We start from the raw sequence: 18,816 nt of genomic DNA, 5'->3' as shown, positions 1-18,816 counted from the left end.
TCTTAACTGACAAGCATTACGCCAACAGGGCGACCTTCCTCTCTTTGACGCGCATCAATGCGCGTCTGTCTGCATCACTTCATCAAAAACTTACGCAGCTCAGCAAAGTCTGCCGTCATATTATGCGACAGCAGTGGCAGCTCAGCGCGCTCTGCCAGTTCTTTCGGCAACGGCAGTTCCTGACCCAAAATCTCATCCACGCTCTCTTTGAACTTGGCCGGATGCGCAGTGCCGAGGAACAGACCGAATTCGCCTTCCTGCAGGTTGTCACGCAGCATGCGATAGGCAATCGCCGCGTGCGGCTCAGAGATATAGCCAATTTTCGCCAGCTCACGCATGGTGGCTTTGGTGGTCTCATCCGATACCGCGCCAGACACCAGCTCGGTCAGGCGCCAGGTTTTACGACGGAACAGCTCTTCCACGCGCGGCCAGTTATTCGGCTGGCTGACATCCATGGCGTTCGACAGGGTTGCCACTGTCGCATTCGGTAGCCATTCACCGTTGCCCAGGAAGCGTGGCACGGTGTCGTTGGCGTTGGTTGCCGCGATAAAGCGCTTGATCGGTAAGCCGAGGGATTTCGCCAGCAGACCAGCGGTCAGGTCACCAAAGTTACCGCTTGGCACGGAGACCACCAGCTGATTGCGCTGCTCTTGTGGCAGTTGAGCCACCGCTTCGAAGTAGTAGCAAATCTGCGCCAGCAAGCGGCTGATGTTGATGGAGTTAGCCGAGTTCAGGCCAATCGCTTTCTTCAGCTCTTCGTCATCAAACGCCTGCTTCACCAGCGCCTGGCAGGCATCGAAATCGCCTTCCACCGCGATGGTTTCAATATTGCCGCCCAGCGTACAGAACAGTTTTTCCTGCAGTGGGCTGATCTTGCCCTGCGGATAGAGGATAACGACGCGCACGTTTTCCATGCCGTAGAAGGCATGGGCCACCGCGGCACCGGTGTCGCCGGAGGTCGCGGTCAGAATGGTGATTTGCTCATCAGCGCCCGACACATAAGAGAGCATCTGCGCCATGAAACGACCGCCGAAGTCTTTGAATGCCAGCGTGGGGCCGTGGAACAGTTCGAGGCAGGCCACATCGTCACTGACTTTCGCCACTGGCGCCGGGAAGGCAAAGGCGTTTTTCACGCGCTCAGCCAACTGGTGCGCGGCAATCTCATCGCCAATATAAGCTGAGAGAATTTTGCTGCTGCGGCTGACGAAATCCATCTCCAGCATCGCATCGATGTCGGTCAGTTCGAATTCCGGCAGTTCGAGCGGGAAGAACAGCCCTTGCTGCGAGCCGAGGCCCTGTTTAACGGCCTGAGCAAAACTAACCTGCTCGTTGTGATCCTTAAGGTTGTAGAGTTTCATGCGTTATCCCAAGTTACGTGCGCCAGCCGTATCAAGACGGCAGATATGGACGAAGCCTTCATCGTTCTGCAGATAGTGCTGGCTCAGCCAGTCTGCCATCCGCTGTGCCGTTGCCATCTCGTTGCAAACGGCGAAAAGTGTCGGACCGGAGCCCGAAATACCACAGGCCAACGCACCGATGTCGGCAGCCGCCTGGCGCGCCTCAGCGAAGCCCGGCAGCAGTTTGGTGCGGTAAGGTTCTGCAATCACATCCTGCATCAGTTTAGCTGCCAGCAGCGGCTGGCGGGTATGACAGGCGTGAATAAAGCCCGCCAGCAGACGGCCATGCTTGATGGCATCGTCTTTGCGGTACTGCGCAGGCAGAATCGCGCGTGCTTCAGCGGTTGAGACTTTAATGCCTGGGTAGGCCATCACCCACAGCCAGTCATCAAAGCACGGCACATCCTGTGAGATGATACCGTTCTCTTCAATCATCAGCTGCACACCGCCGAGGAAGCAAGGCGCAACGTTATCAAAGTGCACGCTGCCCGAAATACGCCCTTCCAGCTCGCCCATTAAGGCCAGCAGCTCGGTATCGTTCAACGGCTTGCCGCAGAACTCGTTCATCGCCATCAAACCGGCCACCACCGAGCAGGCGCTGGAACCCAGACCTGAACCGATCGGCATATTCTTTTCCAGCGTCATCGCGACAGGCACTTCTTTGCCAATCGCCTGGCAGAAACGTTCCCAGCACTGATAAACGATGTTCTCTTGCGGATTGGTTGGCAGCTTGCTGACAAAGCGCCCGGTGTTCACCAGGCTGAAGCTGTCGGCCGCCTCTACCGATACGCAGTCACCCAACAGGGTGCCATCCACCGGCGAAACCGCCGCGCCCAGCACATCAAAGCCGACGCTGACGTTACCTATTGAGGCCGGTGCATAAATTTTTACCATCATCAAACTCCCAACTTCCACGACAGTGTACGCAGCAAGTCGGCAAACACGCCGGCCGCTGTGACATCATTCCCCGCGCCGTATCCACGCAGAACCAGCGGGATCGGCTGATAATAGCGGCTGTAAAACGCCAGCGCGTTCTCGCCGTTCTTCACTTTGTACAGCGGATCGTTGCCGTCCACCGCATCGATTTTCACTTTGCAGACGCCGCCTTCTTCAATGGCGCCGACGAAGCGTAACACTTTACCTTCATCACGCGCTTTGGCAACGCGGGCGGCAAAAGCATCATCCAGTTCCGGCAGGCGCGCCATAAACTGCTCAACGTCAGCGATGTCGGTGAGTTCAGCGGGCAGCAGCGGCTCAATCTCGATATCGCTCAGTTCCAGTTGATGTCCCGCTTCACGCGCCAGAATCAGCAGTTTACGTGCCACATCGGTACCGGAGAGATCGTCACGCGGATCCGGTTCGGTAAAGCCCATCTCACGGGCTGTTTTGGTGGCTTCTGATAACGATACGCCTTCATCCAGTTTACCGAAGATAAAGGAGAGCGAACCGGAGAGGATACCGGAGAATTTGATCAGCTCATCACCCGCATTCAGCAAGTTTTGCAGGTTTTCGATCACCGGCAGACCCGCACCGACGTTGGTGTCGTACAGGAACTTACGACGCGATTTCGCCGCGGCCGCACGCATCTGCTGATAGTAATTCCACGACGAGGTATTGGCCTTTTTGTTCGGCGTCACCACGTGGAAACCTTCAGCGAGGAAGTCAGCATATTGATCGGCCACCGCCTGGCTGGAAGTACAGTCCACAATCACCGGGTTCAGCAGGTGATACTCCTTCACCAGACGCATCAGGCGACCGAGATTGAACGGCTCTTTGGCTTCGCTCAGTGCGCCTTTCCAGTTGCTGAGATCGATGCCGTGCACGTTGGTTAACAGCGCACGCGAATTGGCGATACCGCACACGCGCAGATCAATATGTTTCTCTTTCAGCCACGCCTGCTGACGATGCAGCTGCTCCAGCAACGCCGCGCCGACACCGCCCACGCCCACGACGAACACTTCGATCACCTGATCGGTGGCGAACAGCATCTGATGCACCACGCGCACGCCAGTGGTGACTTCATCGTTGCTTACCACCACCGAAATGGAACGCTCGGAAGAGCCCTGTGCAATCGCTACGATGTTGATGTTGGCGCGTGCCAGTGCCGAGAAGAATTTGGCGGAGATGCCGCGTAAGGTGCGCATGCCATCGCCGACCACGGAAATCACCGCCAACTGCTCCAGCACATCGAGTGGATCCAGCAGGCCATCTTTCAGCTCCAGATAGAACTCCTCTTCCAATACACGGCGCGCGCGCGCCTGCTCACTCTGCGGCACGCAGAAACTGATACTGTATTCAGAAGAGGATTGGGTGATCAGCACCACTGAGATGCCGGTGCGCGACATCGCAGCAAACACGCGTGCTGCCATACCGACCATGCCTTTCATGCCCGGACCGGAGACGTTAAACATCGCCATATTATTCAGGTTGGTGATGCCTTTCACCGGGTTCTCATCCAGCTCGCCTTCGCCACCGATTAAGGTGCCGGGCGCTTGCGGGTTAGCGGTATTTTTGATCAGGCAAGGAATCTGGAACTGGGCAATCGGCGCGATGGTGCGTGGATGAAGCACTTTTGCACCGAAGTAAGACAGCTCCATCGCTTCCTGGTAGGACATCGACTTCAGCAGTCGCGCATCCGGCACCTGGCGCGGGTCGCAAGTATAAACGCCGTCTACGTCAGTCCAGATCTCGCAACAATCTGCACGCAAGCATGCCGCCAGCACCGCTGCCGAGTAATCAGAGCCATTACGGCCCAGCACCACCAGTTCGCCCTTCTCGTTACCGGCGGTGAACCCCGCCATCAGGATCATGTGATCGGCAGGGATCTGGCTGGCCGCGATGCGACGGGTTGATTCGGCGATATCCACGGTGGATTCAAGGTAATGACCGACAGCCAGCAGTTTCTCCACCGGGTCGATCACCGTGACTTTGTGGCCGCGCGCCTGCAGCAGCGCTTCCATGATGGCGATAGAAAGCTTCTCACCACGACAGATAATGCCGGCATTCACCGCATCCGGGCACTGGCCCAGCAGGCTGATGCCGTGCAGCACCTGTTTCAGCTGGGCAAATTCCAGCTCAATGCGGGTTTTCAGGCCATCATAATCGAAGCCCGGCTGTGCCTCCGCCAGGCCCTGCAGTAGGTCGGCAAAAATCCGTTCGGCATCGCTGATATTCGTCAGTGCGTCCTGGCCGCTAATGGTTTTCTCAATCATCGCCACCAGATGATTGGTGATTTTCGCTGGCGCAGAGAGCACGGTAGCAACCTGTCCCTGTTGCGCGTTGCTTTCCAGAATATCTGCCACGCGGAGAAAACGTTCCGCATTGGCTACTGAGGTTCCGCCGAATTTCAGCACTCGCATGATTGAAGCTCTCCTGAATTTTTGCCGAAAAAAAAGCCCGCACTGTTTAGGTGCGGGCTTTTTTCTTTGTTTTTCCTGTATGCGTCAGCCCGCACCGTTACCTGTGGTAATGGTGGTGGTAATAATAATTGTGGTGTTCAGGCTGTGATTACGCATTGAGATTTTTTCTGTCTGTCTTTGTCTTGTCCGTCTGCCTTCCAGAAGTAAAGCAAAGCGCACGTTAAGTCAACGAATTTGTCTTAGCCGCGATTTTAAGGCGACTGCGCAGAGTTCGGTTTCTGCGCGTAAATCATATTGGGATCGTTCAAGCGATCGCCCGGTTTCCCGATCTGTCACTATTAAATCCGATATTCACCGATTATTTATCTATAAGTTTTTTTTCTACGTCGTGCAGCAGGCGATGCAGCATGGCGCTATCGCGCTGCTCCAGCAGGCCAATACGCTGATTGATCCAGTCCGCCATTTTGGCATCGTCGCTGACATCCAGCTTCACCAGCAGTTGGTGGAAGCGCTCGCGCAGCGCCTGCAGCTGGTGTTCGTTCGCTACCTCTTTCACTTCTGCCGCGACCTGATTCAGCGCCGACAGCTGATAGCAATACACCATCACCGCCTGTCCGAGGTTGAGTGAAGGGTAATCATTGGCCATCGGAATGCCGGTCAGCAGATCGACCTGATCCAGCTCTTCATTGGTTAAGCCGCTGTCCTCACGACCAAACACCAGCGCGATTCGGCTCAGCCACTGGCGCTTCTCTTGCAGAATAGTTTCGACTTGCGCCGGCGTGGCGTAGTAGCGGAACTTCGCACGACTGCGGGCGGTGGTGGCGACCGAGAAATCGACATCGGCCAGCGCCTCACTCAGCGTGGCGTAGGTTTTGACATTATCGAGAATCTCACCGGCACCGTGCGCAACTCGACGCGCAGCCGGGTCTTGCCAGGCATCGCTGGCAACAATACGCAGTTCGCTAAAACCCATGGTTTTCATGGCACGAGCGGCCGCGCCGATATTTTCCGGACGGGCGGGTGAGACAAGGATCAGGGGGAAATGCATGATTTTTCCATCGAACTGTTAACAACTCGCCCTATGTTGGCACGCAGTGGCAAAAATACCAACCGCACGGACAAGAGAAAATAAGATGTTAAGGATGTTAAAAGAGGATAAAAGCGATGGGGAGAAGATATTGTGGGATATAACTAAAATTTCCACGCTTAATTAATATAAATCTATTGTTTTTCATATTATTAAAATATTATTTCTTGCAGGTTTTAGTTTTACCGTTATGCAGCCAAAATGTAGCAAAAATGCTGCTTTTTGTGAGCTAAGCTGGCATTCCTGGAGAAGTTTTTCATAAAAGTGTTAACGTGCTACACTTGCATTTGATATAAGTCAACGAAGCGTTGTTTTTATGCTTATCGGTTGTTGTTGGTGCTGTTAGGTTGCTGTTAATACGGTTAGGATAAGCGCCAGTCCGATACCCACGGGGCACGCAAATATTCATCCTGACTGGCTGAGCTAACACTGAAGTTGACATAGATGGATGGTGTATTCCGAAGATTATTTCGTACACCGGTTGCGTAAGGCACGCTGTTTTGATGAACAGTAAACGCAGCCATCGTACGCCCTGTTTTCGATTTGTTGGCAAATTTTAGGTAGCGAAACATGCAGACCCCGCACATTCTTATCGTTGAAGACGAACTGGTCACGCGTAACACCCTCAAAAGTATTTTTGAGGCGGAAGGTTACGTGGTCTATGAAGCCACCGACGGCGCCGAGATGCATCAGGTTTTGACGGAAAATGACGTCAATCTGGTGATCATGGATATCAACCTGCCAGGCAAAAACGGTTTGCTGCTGGCACGCGAATTGCGTGAACAAGCAAACGTTGCGCTGATGTTCCTGACAGGTCGTGATAACGAAGTGGATAAAATCCTCGGCCTGGAGATTGGCGCCGATGACTACATCACTAAACCGTTTAACCCACGTGAGCTGACGATTCGTGCACGCAACCTGTTATCGCGCACCATGAATCTGGCGATGCCAAGCGAAGAACGTCGCGCGGTTGAAAGCTATCGCTTTAACGGCTGGGAGCTGGATATTAACAGCCGCTCACTGATCAGCCCGAACGGTGAACAGTATAAGCTGCCACGCAGTGAGTTCCGCGCGATGCTGCACTTCTGCGAAAACCCGGGCAAGATTCAAACCCGTGGCGATCTGCTGAAGAAGATGACGGGGCGTGAGCTGAAGCCGCATGACCGCACCGTGGATGTCACCATCCGCCGCATTCGTAAGCATTTCGAATCCACCCCGGATACGCCAGAAATCATCGCCACCATTCATGGCGAAGGTTACCGCTTCTGTGGTGAATTGCAGGATTAAGTTTGCTGCAGTAAAAGAAAAACGCCCATCAGGGCGTTTTTTTATGCCTCAATGCCACGGCATGATTGGCACAGCGCTCAGCGCATTTTTCGGCGAACCGTCCACCACTTTATCTGAGTAGCTCAGGTAAACCAGCGCATGACGTTTTTGATCATAGAAGCGCACTACCTGCAGCTTCTTAAAGACCAATGAAGTGCGCTTTTGGAACACCACTTCTCCTTGCGCCTTGCCTTGTGCGATTTTATCGCTAAGCTCTACAGGCCCAACCTGCTGGCAGGAGATGGCCGCGTCGGAAGTATCTTCCGCCAGACCTAATCCGCCCTTGATCCCACCGGTTTTCGCCCGGCTGATATAACAGGTTACATTTTTTACGTCGGGGTCGTCGAAGGCTTCCACCACGATCTTATGGTCGGGGCCAAACATCTTGAAAACCGTGTCTACCGAGCCGATCTCCTCGGCCTGAACGCCCGCGCTGAAGAGACAAGTTGCAAGCGTGATTATAAGAAAGCGAGTTATTGTCATTGAGTTACCATTGGCAATCGAATAGATGAGACTGTAATGTACTGTCAATCGAACCCGGAACCAAACCTAAACGGGTTGTAACCCGCATTGATTTAGCACAGCCGATTGACAAACCGCCCCCACGCTTTTGTGCATTTCGTGCTATTATTCGACGACTTCATAGTTGCGCCACCAGAGAGTTATGAGGATGTTTTATGGACCAAGCCGGTATCATTCGCGATTTGCTTGTCTGGCTGGAGAGCCATCTGGATCAACCCCTTTCACTCGATAATGTTGCGTTGAAAGCGGGCTATTCCAAGTGGCACCTGCAGCGTATGTTCAAGGAAGTGACGAGCCACGCCATCGGCGCTTACATCCGCGCGCGTCGCCTGTCGAAAGCTGCTGTGGCCTTGCGCCTGACCAGCCGCCCGATCCTCGACATCGCTTTACAATACCGCTTCGATTCACAGCAGACTTTTACCCGAGCGTTTAAAAAGCAGTTTAATCAAACGCCCGCCTGGTATCGTCGCTCATCGGAATGGAACTCCTTCGGCATTCGTCCGCCGATTCGTCTGGACGATCACCACATCCCTGAGGCCACGTTTGTCACGCTGCCGGAAACGGTGCTGGTCGGGCAAACGCAGAGTTACACCTGTACGCTGGAGCAAATTTCCAGCTACCGTGACGAAATGCGCATCCACTTCTGGAAACAGTTCCTGCTGGAAACCGATACCGTGCCACCGGTGTTATACGGTCTGCATCAGGTACGTGCCAGCCATGAAAAGGATGACGAGCAGGAGATTCTCTACACCACGGCAGTGCCTGCCGATCAGCAGGCATTGAGCATGCAGTCGAATCAAAATGTGATTCTCGAAGCCGGGGATTACGTGCAGTTCACCTATAACGGTGCGCGCAGCGCGCTGGGTGAGTTTATCCTGCTGCTGTACGGCACCTGCATGCCAACGTTGGGTCTGGTGCGTCGCCAGGGTCAGGATATTGAGCGCTTCTTCACGCATGGCGGTAAGAAACGCAGCGAGCCGCCAACGGAAATCCGTTGCGAATACCTGATTCCCATTCGCCCGCAGCAGAATCGCTGATATGAAAATGCCGTCATGATGACGGCATTTTTTTGGCTTCAATCACGGCAGGTCGTCATAAATGACGACCCTACGATTTAACCGCGTGCGCGTTGATCACGAACCCGCAATTTGGCAGAGTGCGTATTCATCACACCCCCACGAATTTGTAGGGTACGCATTCATGCGCACCGAAACCGGATGACAATTAACGCTGCAACTCATCCAGCGCAGGGGCATCCAGATGCGACACATCGCCTGCCGTCTCGACCACCCAACCTGCTGCCAGCCACGCGCTCTGCTGATGATCCACGCGTGAAATAGAGCAGTTGCGCAGGCGCAAACGGCGCTCAGCGTGCGCCGGCAATCCCAACAGCGTACTCACTAACACGCCTAACGCCATACCGTGGCTGACAATCAACGGACGGCTGCCCGCTGGCAGTTCGAGCAACGCGTTCAGCGCGTCGTGCATGCGCGTCGCCATCTCCAGCATCGATTCACCGCCAGGAATACGGCCGTCCTGGGTGCCATCCACCAGCGTTTTACGCCAGCTCTCCTCTTCCGGCGTTAAGCCATCAAGGGGACGCTGTTCGAGACAGCCCATATTCAGCTCACGCAAACGTGCATCAACCGTGACCGTACAACCGCAGGCATCCGCGATGATCTCGGCGGTGCGGCGCGTGCGGCCTAAATCACTGGCAATCACATGGGTGATCCCCTGCGATTTCATCCGTTCGCCCACTTGTTGGGCCTGTTGCTCACCTTTTTCCGTCAGCGGACTGTCGGATTGACCTTGAATGCGTCGGGCCGCATTCCATACCGTTTCGCCGTGACGAACAAGATAGACCTGTAGCATGCTTAATTTCCGTTATACTGCGACAAATTTGCCTTGAGGGTTCAAACAATTATGTACCACGTTGTCGCAGCCACCATCAACCCGGCAAAAATTCGCGCGATTGCTCAGGCGTTCAACGACGTCTTTGGTGAAGGATCCTGCCATATTGAAGGGGTCGAGGTCGAGAGCGGCGTTGCCGCACAGCCGTTAAGCGATGTCGAAACGCGAACTGGCGCACGTACCCGCGTGGCGAATGCGCGTTTGCAGCGTCCTGAATCTGACTACTGGGTAGCGATTGAAGCCGGTATCGAAGGCGATTGTGCTTTTGCATGGATGGTGATTGAAAACGCCCATCAGCGCGGCGAATCACGCTCCGCCAGCTTCACCTTGCCGCCGATTGTCATGGAGGGATTAGCCGCCGGACACGAACTCGGTCACGAGATGGCGCGCTTAACTGGCGTTGATAATATTAAGCAGAAAGGTGGTGCCATCGGTGCGTTTACCAACGGCCTGCTCAGCCGCTCCAGCGTTTACCATCAGGCGCTGATACTGGCACTCTGCCCGTTCACCCATCCGCTGTATCAGCAATAATTAATGGCGGCCTAAGCGCGCTTCCAGCCAGCGTTTCAGCTCGGGAGGCGCCTCTTTCAGACTGTTGGAGCCACGCGTAATGGTGGCGATACCGACACCCAGCTCATTCTTCAGCTCACGCTGGCTCATGTCGCCGTTCATCAGCTCTTCAATAATGCGCAGGCGCGTGCCAAACGCTTCACGTTCATCGGGCGTCATCATCAGTTGCAACAAAGGCAACGACACACCGTCCGCGAAAGCGTTCTGCATCAAATCGATAAAACGCAGCCAGTTATCTTCAACAGGCTGAGCCGCATCCGGCTGGGAAGAAAGAGGTTGGCTCATGAAGGGCTTCCGTACTCATTAGCGAGTACGGAAGCATAGCACAGCTAGTAACGGCGATTCCACTCGCCATCGGCGAGAATCTTATCCGGCTTGCCCATGAAGTAACGGTAGTAGGCGTCATACGCCAGCACATTTTTCACGTAGCCGCGTGTTTCCGAGAACGGAATGGTTTCGATAAACGCCACCGCATCCAGTTTGCCACCGCTGTTATTCAACCAGCTGCGAACCCTGCCCGGCCCGGCATTATAGGCTGCCGAGGAGAAGATGCGGTTCTGATCGAACTGCTGATAGACGTATTCCAGATACTGCGTACCAATCTGAATATTGGTCTGTGGGTCGAGCAACTGGCTGCTGTTCACATAGCCGGGGATGTTATACATCTTCACGGTATGGCTGGCCGTTGCTGGCATCACCTGCATCAAGCCACTGGCACCAACCGGCGAACGCGCTTTCGGATTCCACGCACTCTCCTGGCGGGAGATCGCCATAGCATAGCTCTGCGGAATACCTTTATCGCTGGTGTATTGCTGATACAGATTGCGCCATGCCAGCGGGAAGCGCTCTTTCAGGCTATCCCACATTTTCGCGGTAATAGTGGCCTGCACACTGAGATCCCACCAGTCCTGCTCGTTGGCGTAACGCGCCAGCATCTGCTGCTGCGAATGGGTCTTGCTGGAGATCAGATTGGCCCACTCACTGCGCGCCAGGTTATCCAGCCCCCAATACATCAGCTCACGCACGCGCGCCAGTTCAGGCCCCTGCACCACCGAGTTGTCTGCCGCCGGGGCCTGGTCGATCTGCAATGGATATTCCACACCGAGACGTTGCGCCGCCACCATCGGGTAGAAACCACGAGCCTGCATCAGCTTGCGCAGAATTTCATCGGCTTCTTCTTTGCGCCCCTGAGAAATCAGCAGATCGGCCTGCCAGTATTGCCACTCATCTTTTTCTTTGGCTTCAACCGGTAAACGAGCGATCCAGGTGTTCAGTCCACGACGATCATTCTGACTCAGTGCCAGCCGCACACGGCGTTCCACCAGCGCAGTGGATTCACTGTTCATCACCACTGCATCACGCCAGCGCGCCTGCTCGGAAGTCAGATTCGCGCCCATCATGCGCCACACCACGGTTTCCTTCAGATCCTGCTCTTCCGCCGGGCTCATTTTCTGCGCCTGTACCAGTTGCGGGATCATCATGCGCGCATTATCCATGTCTTCACGCGCGACGCGGGCAAAGGCATAACTGGTGGCCATCCGAGTGAAATCGGTCGGACCGAGGCTACTGGCAAACGTGGTGACGGTCTGCGGATTTTGCTGCAGCGCAATCAGCGCGCTGGAGGTGGTCTGGTAATCCGCGGGCAACATTTTGGCCAGGTAATTGACCAGACTGTCGTTGCCGGCTTTCATCGCCAGGCGAATACGTTCGAGAATGGTAATCGGCGACATCTGTCCGGACGCTTGCCACACCGAGAACAGCTGATCGCAATCATTAGGTAACGCGGAACCGCGTAGCCAGATCGATTTCGCGCCATCAAACGCTACCTGCTGTTGGCCGGTAGCCCACTTGGCGTAATACCAGTTACAGCGCGCCTGCACCGGTTTTGGCTCATCCGGGCTGAAGCTCAATACGCCCTGCCAGTCCTGACGATGTGCCAGCACGTTGACGAAGCGTGTCGAGAGCGAACGCGCCGGTGGCAGCGTTGGATATTGCTGAATGAAATTCTTCACCGCCAGCGGCGTCTCTTGATCGAGATCCTGCGCCAGCAAACGGTATTGCAGATACGGATAGAGCGGATAATCCTGCAGCGTTGGCATCAGCTGCGAGACCTGGTCCATTTGATTGTTATCCCAGGCTTGTTTGATTTGCGCATAGCGCTGTCTTTGTTGATCCAGCGAGTCGGCCCACACGCTGCTTGCCGTGCTGACCAGACAGATCCCTATCATCCAGTTACGCCACTTCTCCACTCTGCTCTCCTCTCTGCTGCGATCCAGCTCATGCCAGACTTAACTCATGCTAACCAGGCCAACGGTCTCTTGCCATGTTCTTCACAAAATTTACGCAGGCGCACCGTGATTGCACACCGTCTGCGCTGTGACTGTGCAAATTATCATCACAAAATCTTATGTCATATCAATTAGCTACGACTATTCATTTACTTACAAAAATGGCACGCGCTTTGCTCTGTTGAATTCCATCTTGTATACCAGTTGGAATTCACTCATGGCAGCAACCTTCGGATACACGCTTCAGGATTGGCAACACCGCTACCAGCAGGACCCACAGTGCATCAGCACCTTGTTGGCAGCACACCTCGACGCCATCGACCAGCAGGATAACGCCTGGCTGTATGTCGCTTCGCCCGCTCAATTGCAGGCGCAAATTGAACCCTTGCTGGCCAGCTACTTGCGCAATCCCGCTGCACTGCCGCTGTTTGGCGTGCCGTTTGCGGTGAAAGACAATATCGATGTGGCAGGCTGGCCGACCAGTGCCGCCTGCCCGGCCTTAACCTACACGGCTGAAACCGATGCCTTTGTGGTCGCACAGCTCAAAGCAGCCGGTGCGGTGGTGATCGGTAAAACCAACCTCGACCAATACGCCACAGGGTTAGTCGGCACGCGTTCTCCGTTCGGTGCAGTCAGCAACACCTTTAACCCCGAATATGTGAGCGGCGGTTCCAGCTCCGGTTCTGCTTCGGTGCTGGCACGCGGCCTGGTGGGCTTCTCGCTGGGCACCGATACCGCCGGTTCCGGCCGCGTCCCGGCAGGTTTTAACAACATCGTCGGTCTTAAACCGACCAAAGGCTGGTTCTCGGCCAGCGGCGTCGTGCCTGCTTGCCGTTTGAATGACACCATCTCCGTCTTCGCCCTGACCGTAGAAGATGCCTTCGCCGTTGCCACCGCTGCAGGCGGTTACGATGCCGGAGATGCCTACTCGCGCAGCAATCCGCACACCGCGCCTGCCAGCTTCAAGGCTCAACCTGATTTCGCCATTCCCGCCACGCCTGAATTCTTTGGTGATAAGCAGGCCGAAGCAGCCTGGTTACGTGCACTGGATCAACTGCAAGCGGGCGGCGCGACGCTGCATCCGATCGACTTCACCGCATTCCACCAACTGGCGGAACAGCTTTATTACGGCCCGTGGGTTGCCGAGCGCACTGTCGCTGTCGGTGAGATGATCAATCGCCCGGAAGAGATGGACCCGGTGGTGTACGGCATTGTCAGCAGTGGCCTGAAATACACCGCCGTCGAGGCTTACCAGGCGGAATACCTGCGCGCTGAGCTGACGCGTCAAATCCAGCAAACCCTGGCGCAGTTCGATGCGGTCGTGGTACCGACCTCGCCGACCATTCACACGCTGGAAGAGATGAAGCAGGAACCGGTGCACTACAACTCGCAGTTTGGCACCTACACCAACTTCACTAACCTCGCTGATCTCAGCGCGCTGGCGCTACCTGGCCCGTTCCGCGCGGATGGCCTGCCTGCTGGCATCACGCTGATTGCACCGGCCTGGCAAGATCGCGCATTAGCAGGCTTCGGCCTGAAGTGGCAGCAGCAGATGGCGCTGACGTTGGGCGCCACTGGCAAAGCTCAGCCGATGCAACATGCCGCATTGCCCGTTTCTAAAGATCACGTGCGCGTGGCGGTGGTCGGTGCGCACCTCACCGGCATGCCGCTGAATTTCCAGCTCACCACCCGCAACGCCGTGTTGGTGGAGGAGACGCAAACCGCCAGCCACTACCGTCTGTTTGCCCTACTTGATGGCCCGATTAAAAAACCCGGCCTGCTGCGCGCTGAAAGCGGCTCAGCCATCACCGTGGAACTGTGGGATATCCCGCTGGCACGCTTTGGCGAATTCGTGGCGGAAATCCCGGCACCGCTCGGCATTGGCTCACTGACGCTGGCTGATGGCCGCGTGGTGAAAGGCTTTATCTGTGAACCGGCGGTGCTGTCGCAGGCGCTGGAAATTACCGAATTCGGCGGCTGGCGCAACTGGCTGGCCTCTCAGGGGAGTAAATAACCATGTTCAGCACCGTACTGATCGCTAACCGTGGCGAAATCGCCTGCCGTGCGATTCGCACCCTGAAACGTCTTGGTGTGAAGAGCGTCGCCGTTTACTCCGATGCCGACCGTAACGCGCGCCATGTCAAAGAAGCCGATGTGGCGATCGCGCTGGGTGGCGATAAAGCCAGCGACAGCTATCTGCGCATCGATAAGATTCTGGCCGCCGCCAAAGAGACCGGCGCGGAAGCCATCTGGCCAGGCTACGGCTTCCTCTCCGAAAGCCTGCCGTTTGCCGCCGCCTGTGAAGAAGCGGGGATTGCGTTTGTTGGCCCGACGGCGCAGCAGATTGGCGAGTTTGGCCTGAAGCACCGCGCGCGTGAACTGGCGGACAGCGCAGGTGTGCCGATGACGCCTGGCACACCGCTGCTCAACTCGCTGGAAGAGGCGCTCAGCGCGGCAGAAAACATCGGTTATCCGGTGATGCTGAAAAGCACGGCGGGCGGCGGCGGTATTGGCTTAACCCGCTGTGACGACGCCGATGCGCTACGTAACGCGTGGGAAAGTGTACGTCGTCTCGGCGAACAGTTTTTCAGTGATGCAGGCGTGTTCCTGGAGCGCTTTATCGACCGCGCGCGCCACGTTGAAGTGCAGATTTTTGGTGACGGCAGCGGCAAAGTGATCGCCCTCGGAGAGCGTGACTGCTCATTGCAGCGTCGCAACCAGAAAGTGGTGGAAGAGACCCCGGCACCGAACCTGCCGCAGGCTACGCGTGAGGCACTGCTCTCTTCGGCCGTGCGTCTGGGCGAGCTAGTGAGCTATCGCAGCGCCGGTACCGTGGAATACATCTACGACGCCGCACAGGATGCGTTCTACTTCCTCGAAGTGAACACCCGCTTGCAGGTTGAGCATCCGGTGACGGAGTGTGTCACCGGGCTCGATCTGGTGGAGTGCATGCTGCAAGTCGCCGCCGGTGATGCCATTGACTGGGCGCGACTGCAACAGGCACCCAAAGGCGCATCGATTGAAGTGCGTATCTACGCCGAAGATCCACTGAAAAACTTCCAGCCAAGTCCCGGCACCCTGACCGGCGTCAGTTTCCCGGATGGCGTGCGCGTCGATGGCTGGATCGATACCGGCACCGAAGTCTCAGCGTTTTACGATCCGATGATTGCCAAACTGATCGTTCACGCCGACACGCGTGAGGCGGCGCTGGCGAAAATGCAGCAGGCGCTGGATGCCACGCAGCTGCACGGCATCGCCACCAACCTCGATTATCTGCGCCAGATTGTTGCCACCGAAGCGTTCAGCAGCGGCAAAGTCTGGACGCGTTTCCTCGACAGTTTTACGCCGTCTGCCAGCGTGATTGAAGTGCTGCAACCGGGTACCTTCAGCAGCATCCAGGATTTCCCTGGCCGCCTCGGCTATTGGGATATTGGCGTGCCACCTTCAGGCCCGATGGATGACTTTGCTTTCCGCCTCGCAAACCGCATTGTCGGCAACCACGACAGCGCCGCCGGGCTGGAATTCACTCTGCAAGGCCCGACGCTGCGTTTCCACAGCGATGCGGTGATTGCGCTAACCGGCGCGGATTGCCCGGCAGAACTGGATGGCGCCAGCCTCAATTACTGGCAGCCAATCAGCGTCAAAGCAGGGCAAACCTTGACGCTGGGCCGCGCTCAGAGCGGTTGCCGCACTTATTTGGCGGTACGCAACGGTTTCGATGTGCCGGAATATCTTGGCAGCCGTTCAACCTTCTCACTCGGCCAGTTTGGCGGCCATGCCGGACGCACCCTGCGCGTCGCGGATATGCTGCCGATCTCTCAGCCGCTGCTGGCCGCCTGCACCACGCCCGCGCCGATCAGTGAACCGCAAGCGCTCGATCACGCGCTGGTGCCGCACTATGGCAGCGAATGGCGCATCGGCGTGCTGTACGGCCCGCACGGCGCACCGGATTTCTTCACCCAGGCTGCCATCGACGAGTTCTTTGCCAGCGACTGGCAGGTGCACTACAACTCCAACCGCCTCGGCGTACGTTTAGTCGGGCCAAAACCGACCTGGACGCGTGCCAACGGCGGCGAAGCCGGGCTGCACCCTTCTAACGTGCACGACTGCGAATACGCGATTGGCGCGGTGAACTTCACCGGTGACTTCCCGGTGATCCTGACCCATGACGGCCCGAGCCTCGGTGGCTTCGTCTGTCCGGTGACGATTGCTAAAGCGGAGCTGTGGAAAGTCGGTCAGGTAAAACCGGGCGACCGCATTCGCTTCCACCCGATCAGCGCTGACGAAGCGGTGGCGCTGGAGAAAGCGCAGGCGCACAGCGTGGAAACTCTGCGCAGCACTCATGCGCCAGCCTTTGAGGTGCCTTCACTGGCGGCCAGTAACATCGGCTCTGCTACCCTGCTGGCGGCATTACCTGCGACGTCCACCACGCCTGCTGCCGTGTATCGCCAGGCCGGGGATAAATACGTGCTGATTGAGTACGGCGATAACGTGCTGGATCTGGCGCTGCGTCTGCGTGTGCATCTGCTGATGAATGCGCTGCGTGAACGTGCGGTGCCTGGCGTGGAAGAGCTATCGCCTGGCGTGCGCTCATTGCAGGTGCGCTATGACAGCCTGATCCTCAGCCAGAAACAGCTGATGAATCTGCTGCTGGAACTGGAAGCCGGACTCGGTGATGTCAGCCAGCTGAAGGTGCCGTCACGTATTGTCTGGATGCCAATGGCGTTTGAAGACAGCGCCACACTCGGTGCCGTCGAGCGTTACAAAGAAACCGTTCGGGCCACTGCGCCCTGGCTGCCAAACAACGTCGATTTTATCCAGCGTATTAATGGGCTGGAGAATCGCGAAGCGGTGCGCGATACCCTTTTCGATGCCAGCTATCTGATCCTCGGCCTGGGCGATGTCTATCTCGGTGCGCCTTGTGCCGTGCCGATCGACCCGCGCCATCGCCTGCTCAGTTCCAAATACAGCCCGGCACGTACCTTTACCGCCGAAGGGACGGTCGGTATTGGCGGGATGTACATGTGCATCTACGGCATGGATTCCCCTGGTGGCTATCAACTGGTGGGTCGTACGCTGCCAATCTGGAACAAATTCCTCAAGAACGACCAGTTCGCGGCGGATGAGCCATGGCTGCTGCACTTCTTCGATCAGGTGCGCTTCTATCCGGTGACCGAAGATGAACTCATTCAGCTACGCGATGACTTCCGCGAAGGCCGCGCCACGGTACGCATCGAAGAAACCCTGTTTGATTTCGCTGCCCACCAGCAATTCCTCGCTGAACACGCCGACTCGATTGCCGAATTCCGTCAGCGCCAGTCAGCCGCTTTCGAACAGGAAGTGACGCTATGGGCGCAGGAAGAGCAGAACGCGCCGCTGACCAGTGAAGAGACGCTGATGGCCCCGGAAGCCGACGAAGATGCACTGGCGGTCTGTGCCGATATGAACGGCAACATCTGGAAAGTGCTGGTGCAGCCAGGTGACGCGGTGGAAGCCGGTCAGACGCTGATCATCGTCGAAGCAATGAAAATGGAATTGGCGATTGTCGCGCCGCAGGCCGGCACGGTGAAACGCATCGCCTGCCAGGCAGGACGTCCGGTGAGTCCGGGCGATACCTTGCTGTGGCTGGAATAAGGAATTCACATGAATCAAAGCCCACGTAGCAAAGGCCGCCCAGAAGCACTGGCGGAGAAGGTTTATCAGGCACTGAAACAAGACATTTTTGAGTTTCGTTTGATGCCCGGTGACCGCTTTAGCGAAAACGAAATCGCCGATCGGCTCGACGTGAGCCGCACGCCGGTGCGTCAGGCGCTGTTCTGGCTGGAGCGCGAGGGCTATGTCGAAGTGTGGTTCCGCAGCGGCTGGCAGGTGAAGCCGTTCGACTTCGAATACTTCGAGGAACTGTACGACTTCCGCACCGTGCTGGAGCGCGAAGCAGTACGCCGCCTGTGCGCGCTGCCACCGCTGGCCTGTGCGGAGATCCTGACCGAACTGAAAGGCTTCTGGATCGATGCGCCACGCCTTGAGGATGGCAAAGCGGTGTCGGCGCACGATGAAGCCTTTCACATGGCGCTGGTGGCCGCCGCTGGCAATCAGGAGATGGCACGCATCCACGCCGAACTGACCGAAAAAATCCGCATCATCCGTCGTCTCGACTTTACCCGTGACGACCGGGTAGATGCGACATACCGCGAACACGCTCAGATTTTACGGGCGATTTTTCAGCAAAAAACCGAGGAGGCACAACGCATTTTAACCGACCACATCGCTGTCAGTAAGGCAGAGGTCAGAAAGATCACATTGCATATGTTACAGCAGGCCCGGCTTCAACCCATTGAATAAAAACACTAACACAT

At 56.5% G+C, this 18,816-nt stretch carries 15 protein-coding genes and 1 other annotated feature; of the genes, 6 read left to right on the top strand and 9 right to left on the bottom strand.

Features of this window, described 5'->3' with window-relative positions:
• Positions 1-74: 74 nt before the first annotated feature.
• The 5 genes from thrC to VI01_RS16685 all read right to left on the bottom strand — a co-directional run bounded on the left by thrC (position 75) and on the right by VI01_RS16685 (position 5,804).
• Positions 75-1,358: a threonine synthase gene (gene thrC, locus VI01_RS16700; protein ID WP_045815955.1), complete on the bottom strand. Its 1,284-nt coding sequence runs from the start codon at positions 1,356-1,358 to the stop codon at positions 75-77.
• Between the two features lie 3 nt (positions 1,359-1,361).
• The gene (gene thrB / locus VI01_RS16695; protein ID WP_045815960.1) at positions 1,362-2,291 is read right to left on the bottom strand and encodes a homoserine kinase; all 930 of its coding nucleotides are present in this window, start codon (positions 2,289-2,291) and stop codon (positions 1,362-1,364) included.
• Between the two features lie 2 nt (positions 2,292-2,293).
• Positions 2,294-4,756, bottom strand: coding sequence for a bifunctional aspartate kinase/homoserine dehydrogenase I (thrA, locus tag VI01_RS16690; protein WP_038649169.1), 2,463 nt, complete (start codon positions 4,754-4,756; stop codon positions 2,294-2,296).
• 26 nt (positions 4,757-4,782) lie between these two features.
• Positions 4,783-4,905 (bottom strand) — a sequence feature (Thr leader region).
• Positions 4,841-4,912: a thr operon leader peptide gene (gene thrL, locus VI01_RS25610; RefSeq protein WP_128601299.1), complete on the bottom strand. Its 72-nt coding sequence runs from the start codon at positions 4,910-4,912 to the stop codon at positions 4,841-4,843. Its footprint overlaps the feature before it by 65 nt.
• A 202-nt stretch (positions 4,913-5,114) precedes the next feature.
• The gene (locus VI01_RS16685) at positions 5,115-5,804 is read right to left on the bottom strand and encodes a tRNA/rRNA methyltransferase (RefSeq protein ID WP_045815954.1); all 690 of its coding nucleotides are present in this window, start codon (positions 5,802-5,804) and stop codon (positions 5,115-5,117) included.
• Between the two features lie 609 nt (positions 5,805-6,413).
• Here VI01_RS16685 and arcA point away from each other — a divergent pair.
• Positions 6,414-7,130, top strand: a complete 717-nt coding sequence (arcA, locus tag VI01_RS16680; protein WP_034826183.1) for a two-component system response regulator ArcA — start codon at positions 6,414-6,416, stop codon at positions 7,128-7,130.
• 48 nt (positions 7,131-7,178) lie between these two features.
• Here the strand turns inward: arcA and creA are convergent, their stop codons facing one another.
• Positions 7,179-7,652 (bottom strand): protein CreA, encoded by a 474-nt coding sequence (gene creA, locus VI01_RS16675; protein WP_034826184.1) that lies wholly within the window; start codon positions 7,650-7,652, stop codon positions 7,179-7,181.
• 194 nt (positions 7,653-7,846) lie between these two features.
• Between creA and robA the strand changes: the two genes are divergently transcribed.
• Positions 7,847-8,728, top strand: coding sequence for an MDR efflux pump AcrAB transcriptional activator RobA (robA, locus tag VI01_RS16670; protein ID WP_045815953.1), 882 nt, complete (start codon positions 7,847-7,849; stop codon positions 8,726-8,728).
• A gap of 187 nt (positions 8,729-8,915) precedes the next feature.
• Here robA and gpmB read toward each other — a convergent pair whose 3' ends face one another.
• Positions 8,916-9,563 (bottom strand): 2,3-diphosphoglycerate-dependent phosphoglycerate mutase GpmB, encoded by a 648-nt coding sequence (gene gpmB, locus VI01_RS16665; RefSeq protein ID WP_045815952.1) that lies wholly within the window; start codon positions 9,561-9,563, stop codon positions 8,916-8,918.
• 51 nt (positions 9,564-9,614) lie between these two features.
• Between gpmB and yjjX the strand changes: the two genes are divergently transcribed.
• The gene (gene yjjX, locus VI01_RS16660; RefSeq protein ID WP_045815951.1) at positions 9,615-10,133 is read left to right on the top strand and encodes an inosine/xanthosine triphosphatase; all 519 of its coding nucleotides are present in this window, start codon (positions 9,615-9,617) and stop codon (positions 10,131-10,133) included.
• Here the strand turns inward: yjjX and trpR are convergent, their stop codons facing one another.
• Complete coding sequence (trpR, locus tag VI01_RS16655; protein ID WP_038649187.1) at positions 10,134-10,457, bottom strand: trp operon repressor; 324 nt, start codon at positions 10,455-10,457, stop codon at positions 10,134-10,136.
• A 44-nt stretch (positions 10,458-10,501) separates the two neighbouring features.
• Positions 10,502-12,421, bottom strand: a complete 1,920-nt coding sequence (gene sltY / locus VI01_RS16650; protein ID WP_045815950.1) for a murein transglycosylase — start codon at positions 12,419-12,421, stop codon at positions 10,502-10,504.
• Positions 12,422-12,677: 256 nt separating this feature from the next.
• Between sltY and atzF the strand changes: the two genes are divergently transcribed.
• Genes atzF through VI01_RS16635 form a run of 3 tightly spaced genes read left to right on the top strand, consistent with a single transcriptional unit; the run spans position 12,678 to position 18,802 of the window.
• Positions 12,678-14,474, top strand: a complete 1,797-nt coding sequence (gene atzF / locus VI01_RS16645) for an allophanate hydrolase (RefSeq protein ID WP_045815959.1) — start codon at positions 12,678-12,680, stop codon at positions 14,472-14,474.
• A gap of 2 nt (positions 14,475-14,476) precedes the next feature.
• Entirely contained in the window at positions 14,477-18,094 is a 3,618-nt protein-coding gene (gene uca, locus VI01_RS16640) for an urea carboxylase (protein WP_045815949.1), read from the top strand.
• A 9-nt stretch (positions 18,095-18,103) separates the two neighbouring features.
• Positions 18,104-18,802: a GntR family transcriptional regulator gene (locus tag VI01_RS16635; protein WP_038649195.1), complete on the top strand. Its 699-nt coding sequence runs from the start codon at positions 18,104-18,106 to the stop codon at positions 18,800-18,802.
• The last annotated feature ends 14 nt before the right edge of the window (positions 18,803-18,816 follow it).

The organism is Pantoea sp. SM3 (assembly GCF_000963995.1).
Taxonomy (GTDB): Bacteria; Pseudomonadota; Gammaproteobacteria; order Enterobacterales; family Enterobacteriaceae; genus Pantoea; species Pantoea rwandensis_B.
This window is presented reverse-complemented; position numbering and strand designations above follow the sequence as displayed.

Bases quoted from the DNA above. Each gene is read 5' to 3' on its own strand.
- robA (WP_045815953.1), top strand. From the start codon at position 7,847: ATGGACCAAGCCGGTATCATTCGCGATTTGCTTGTCTGGCTGGAGAGC.
- thrB (WP_045815960.1), bottom strand. From the start codon at position 2,291: ATGGTAAAAATTTATGCACCGGCCTCAATAGGTAACGTCAGCGTCGGC.
- trpR (WP_038649187.1), bottom strand. From the start codon at position 10,457: ATGAGCCAACCTCTTTCTTCCCAGCCGGATGCGGCTCAGCCTGTTGAA.
- VI01_RS16635 (WP_038649195.1), top strand. From the start codon at position 18,104: ATGAATCAAAGCCCACGTAGCAAAGGCCGCCCAGAAGCACTGGCGGAG.
- thrC (WP_045815955.1), bottom strand. From the start codon at position 1,358: ATGAAACTCTACAACCTTAAGGATCACAACGAGCAGGTTAGTTTTGCT.
- uca (WP_045815949.1), top strand. From the start codon at position 14,477: ATGTTCAGCACCGTACTGATCGCTAACCGTGGCGAAATCGCCTGCCGT.
- creA (WP_034826184.1), bottom strand. From the start codon at position 7,652: ATGACAATAACTCGCTTTCTTATAATCACGCTTGCAACTTGTCTCTTC.
- yjjX (WP_045815951.1), top strand. From the start codon at position 9,615: ATGTACCACGTTGTCGCAGCCACCATCAACCCGGCAAAAATTCGCGCG.
- VI01_RS16685 (WP_045815954.1), bottom strand. From the start codon at position 5,804: ATGCATTTCCCCCTGATCCTTGTCTCACCCGCCCGTCCGGAAAATATC.
- gpmB (WP_045815952.1), bottom strand. From the start codon at position 9,563: ATGCTACAGGTCTATCTTGTTCGTCACGGCGAAACGGTATGGAATGCG.
- atzF (WP_045815959.1), top strand. From the start codon at position 12,678: ATGGCAGCAACCTTCGGATACACGCTTCAGGATTGGCAACACCGCTAC.
- thrA (WP_038649169.1), bottom strand. From the start codon at position 4,756: ATGCGAGTGCTGAAATTCGGCGGAACCTCAGTAGCCAATGCGGAACGT.
- arcA (WP_034826183.1), top strand. From the start codon at position 6,414: ATGCAGACCCCGCACATTCTTATCGTTGAAGACGAACTGGTCACGCGT.